At 60.8% G+C, this 4,096-nt stretch carries 3 protein-coding genes; 2 read left to right on the forward strand and 1 reads right to left on the reverse strand.

The window, feature by feature from the left end:
* Positions 1-46: 46 nt before the first annotated feature.
* Together VII69_11010 and VII69_11015 are read left to right on the forward strand one after the other, a co-directional pair.
* On the forward strand, positions 47-805 hold the full coding sequence (locus VII69_11010; GenBank protein HEY5095637.1) for an ATP-binding cassette domain-containing protein: 759 nt from the start codon (positions 47-49) through the stop codon (positions 803-805).
* Between the two features lie 57 nt (positions 806-862).
* Entirely contained in the window at positions 863-1,891 is a 1,029-nt protein-coding gene (locus VII69_11015) for an ABC transporter permease (protein ID HEY5095638.1), read from the forward strand.
* A 369-nt stretch (positions 1,892-2,260) separates the two neighbouring features.
* Here VII69_11015 and VII69_11020 read toward each other — a convergent pair whose 3' ends face one another.
* Positions 2,261-3,148 (reverse strand): SMP-30/gluconolactonase/LRE family protein, encoded by an 888-nt coding sequence (locus tag VII69_11020; GenBank protein ID HEY5095639.1) that lies wholly within the window; start codon positions 3,146-3,148, stop codon positions 2,261-2,263.
* Between the last annotated feature and the right edge of the window lie 948 nt (positions 3,149-4,096).

Below are 4,096 nucleotides of genomic sequence, written 5' to 3' on the forward strand. Positions count from 1 at the left end.
CCTACGGCCGTCGGAGACCCGAACGGGTGGGCGCGAACGTGTCGTCGTGGACGTGCGCGGCTGGACGGACGAACAGGGGGATGCGTTTTCGGATATCGCCCTCACCGTACGCGCAGGCGAGGCCGTCTTCCTCACCGGGCAAGAGGATGGCGGGGGCCGAGAGCTTCTTCGGTCGATAGCGCGGCTACGCATCGCGAAAGGCGATGTCGCCACACTGCCAAGCCTCTCTGGCGGGATGGCTCGGTACGTCCCCGGAAGTCGCGCAAGCAGCATGTTTCCCAATCTGTCTGTGCGGGACAACCTCTGCGTACGGACTGACGCGAGAGTAATCGGCGGACGAGTCGGATTGCTGCGACGCAGCCTCATGACCAAACAGGCAACCGAACTCGTGAAAAGGCTCGCCATTCGCACGCCGAGTCTTGGCGCACCGATCGGGGCGCTCAGCGGCGGTACTCAACAGAAAGTCGCAATTGGGTCGGCGCTCGCAAGCCGGCCAACGCTCCTTATGCTGGAGGACCCAACACGAGGCGTGGATGTCCAGACCCGCCAGGAGTTGATCTCCATCCTACGTTCTTTTCTCAACGACGGCGGAGCAATCTTGGCTTTTTCGCCGGAGCTGCATGAGGTGTTCGAAATGGCCGGTTCGGTCCGCGTAGTCGTGAAGGGAAAACTATCCGCACCGCTGCACCTCACGAGCGATACCACGCTGGAGGGCCTGGCGCGATGGGTGGACCTGATGAACCAGGGCCTGCCTGAAGTCGGCGATGCCGAGAGCAACCGAGGGGATGCAATCGGACAAAGATGATCGAGTCGGCGCCCGCGCCGCTCCGAGATTGTTGGCGGATCACCAAGACGGGAAAAAATGAGCGCAGTAGAGGATCCCAGCGATATCGCCACGCACCGGGGGCGAGTAGACGACATCGTCCGAACCGCCCGGGAGCTGCTTGCGCGAGTCGGTGTATTACTCGCGGCAAGCCTGGTCGCCGGTATCATCTTTCAGGCAACGACTGGGGTCTTCTTCAGCACGGGCAACTTCCTCTCGATCTTCCTGTTCATGACCTCGGTGGCGATCGTTGGTTTCGGCGAGACGCTCGTCATAGTGAGCGGAGAGTTCGACCTGTCGGTCGGCTCGATTTACGGTCTGTGCTCAATGTCAGTCGCACTGCTGTGGGCCCAAGGCTGGCCGATCGCTGCAGCCATCGCTGCCGGCATCGTCATTGGCGGTCTGGCGGGTGCTTTCAATGCGTTATTTCTCACACGGCTACGTGTGAACTCGTTCATTACTACGCTTGGAACGCTCAACCTCTACCAGGGTCTGACGCTCCTGATCAGCCACGATGTGGCCTTCACCCCCAGTACGAGCCAACCGGGGTACGACGTCTATGAATTCATCGGAACGAGTAGCCCGTTCGGAATACCGATTCAGATTTTCTGGCTCTGTGGCGTGTTCATCCTGATGTGGCTGCTGCTTCATCGATCAGTCTTTGGCTTTTGGCTCGCAGCGATCGGCGGGAACCCGCGGGCTGCCCGAGCTGCGCACCTTCCAATCGAACGATCCAAGCTTTATGCGTTCGTGATTTCAGGTGTCCTGGCCGCTGTGGCCGGCATCATCGACTTCTCGTTGGTGAGTTCCGTAAGCCCGACCGCGGGATCCACTCTCCTGTTCCCGGTACTGGCGGCCGTGATTATCGGCGGAGCGAGTCTCTCTGGAGGGCGTGGCACCATCTTTGGAACACTGGTTGGAGCTTTTCTGCTTGAGGTTCTGACTAATGGTCTGGGCCTGCTTGGGGCGGGTGCTTATGCGCAACTGCTCTTTTCGGGCGGGGTAATCCTCGTCGCAGTGGCAGTCGATCGGTGGACGAACCGCATGCGTCCTGGGGTGGAACTCTAGCTAGTGCGGAGGGCGTGGGCAGGGCAGGGCAAGCCGCGCCGGCGCCCCGCGCGGTCTGCAATTGCCCCCTCGGTTGCGAGACGCTCGGCGCGTTTACGCCCGATCATGCCGGCTGCGCTCGTGAGTGGAACCTTCATGAGGTGCTCTCCGTGATCGCCCCGGAGGCGATGGTCCATACGCCCCCCAAAGGGTGGCGATCGTGGTCCGATTGCGGCGCGTTTCGCTGCGCCACCGCAGCTCCGTAGCGCGCGATGAAGATCGTGCGACCGAAGGTCAATCCTCACGCCAAATCCGCTCAAATCGTGGTGCCAGGCGCGATCCGTGCCACGGCACAGGGATTATGCAAACGAGGATAACCGCAATACTTGCTCAGCGCGCCGCAATCGCACCACGGAACATCGGCATTCCGGCGACGGGCATGTCGAGCTGCCAGAGCTTGCCAATGGCGACCGCGTGCGCGGTCACGCCCGCCGGTCCGCCCATGTCCGTGACGAACATCGTGCTTCCCTCGAAGACGCAATTCGACAACACGGTGCCGTCGAGATCGAGGTACTGAATCGCCGAACCGTCCGGCTTCACGATGTGCATGCCGCCCGACGACAAGGTCGTGATGTACAGGTCGCCGTTTTCAGCGACCGCCAATCCGTCCGGATAGGCATTCGAAGGGAGCTGGCAGACGTCCGACACCGTGCCGTCCGGTGCCTTTCTGCGAACCTTCTGCGTGTAGGTCTCAACCCAGACGATGCTCCCGTCGGCTTCGGCGACGATTCCGTTTGGATAGGTGTTGCCGACATTCGCGAACAGTTCGCCTGAACCATCGGGGTTGAGCACAAAGAGACGGCCGGGATCGGGGCGGTTGGCGGCGTCCCAACGGCCGGGATCAGTGAAATACAGGCGCTTATCCCGCCCGAACACCAAGTCGTTCGGCATGTTAAGCTGGATGCTGGCGACCTCGCGCGCGACGGTTTTCACCGTGCCGTCAAACGCCGCCTTCTGAATTGAACCTGGACCGAAATCCGCGGAACGAAACGGACCGACGGCCCCGCCGTTGTTGGCGACGTAGACGTGCTTGTCGCCGCCGAGGACAGAGCCGTTCGGGCCACCACCGACTTTTGCGAATTCGGCGATGCCCTTCACGCCCGGTTTCCACACGCCGAGGCTGCCGTAGTAGCAATGGCAGAACACGACATTTCCGTTGGGCAGTACCGTCGGTCCTTCCGCGTGAGCAAGTCCGGTCGCGCAAAGCGTCTTTTTCATCTTTTGCTCCTCCCCAAGCGATTGGCAGTCGATTTCAGGACGGCTGCTCAAGGCGCGTTCAAGAAGAACCGCGGCGACGATGATCCTGCCGATGACGGTGCAATGCCAGTAGGGATCGATGCCGAGAAGGTTCAGGCCATTGCGGATGCATACCGGACATCGTGCCGACCATCGATCCGCGTTGGATGTGCCCCGAGAGTACACGGGGAAATGCACTCTTGGCCACGCCATTGGCTTCGACGAACGCGTGAATCTCGCGGTCCGCGAGTTCAAAATCGATGTCGATGAGCGCTTTCGTGGCTTGGAAGCGCCTCGAAACGCCGGTTGCCCGCGTCAACGGCGCGCACTGAGCTTCTTGCGGTTGCATTTCTGGCACCCGGCAGTCCTCTCACGTTGCACAAGCGCACCTTATTTTTAATGATAGCGCTAACGTCACGGGGAGGCAAGCACCTCATGTACGCCGCAAGCGTCGTTGTACCTCCGCCGCAAGATGCATGAGAAACGACGCTGGGACGCCTTGCGAGGATGTTTCGGAGGAGATCGCGCATCCGCCTGGCCGAACCGTCACAGAGGCAGATATCGGGGCCTTTGCCGGGCTATCTGGAGATTACAATCCTGCGCGCACCTATCGCGCATGGAGACTTCTCGGTCTGGCGGTGTCGGCGGGACTTGCCGAACGCGACGGGGGTTGGACGGCACCGCGATCGCAATCCCAATCCTGCGAGTCGAGCGGCGATTCAAGAAGCCCGTCGCATATCTCGTTTTTCAGGGACTGTTAGAGGCTGGCACTATGCGCACCGCGGCCGGTATTCGCGGCTGCCGTTCGAACGGATTTCCGTGGCGGTGTCGGCCTAACCGTGTATTAGCTTTTGAAGAACAATGAACGTCTGCAATCGATTCAAGAATCAATTGAGTCAGGAAGTTTAAACTGACGCACTACCGGGTCCG

This window comes from Candidatus Eremiobacteraceae bacterium, from assembly GCA_036511855.1.
Taxonomy (GTDB): domain Bacteria; phylum Vulcanimicrobiota; class Vulcanimicrobiia; order Eremiobacterales; family Eremiobacteraceae; genus JABCYQ01.

What these genes read in the sequence shown, in the direction of transcription:
- VII69_11020 (HEY5095639.1), bottom strand. Translation starts at nt 3,148, where the DNA reads ATGAAAAAGACGCTTTGCGCGACCGGACTTGCTCACGCGGAAGGACCG.
- VII69_11015 (HEY5095638.1), top strand. Translation starts at nt 863, where the DNA reads ATGAGCGCAGTAGAGGATCCCAGCGATATCGCCACGCACCGGGGGCGA.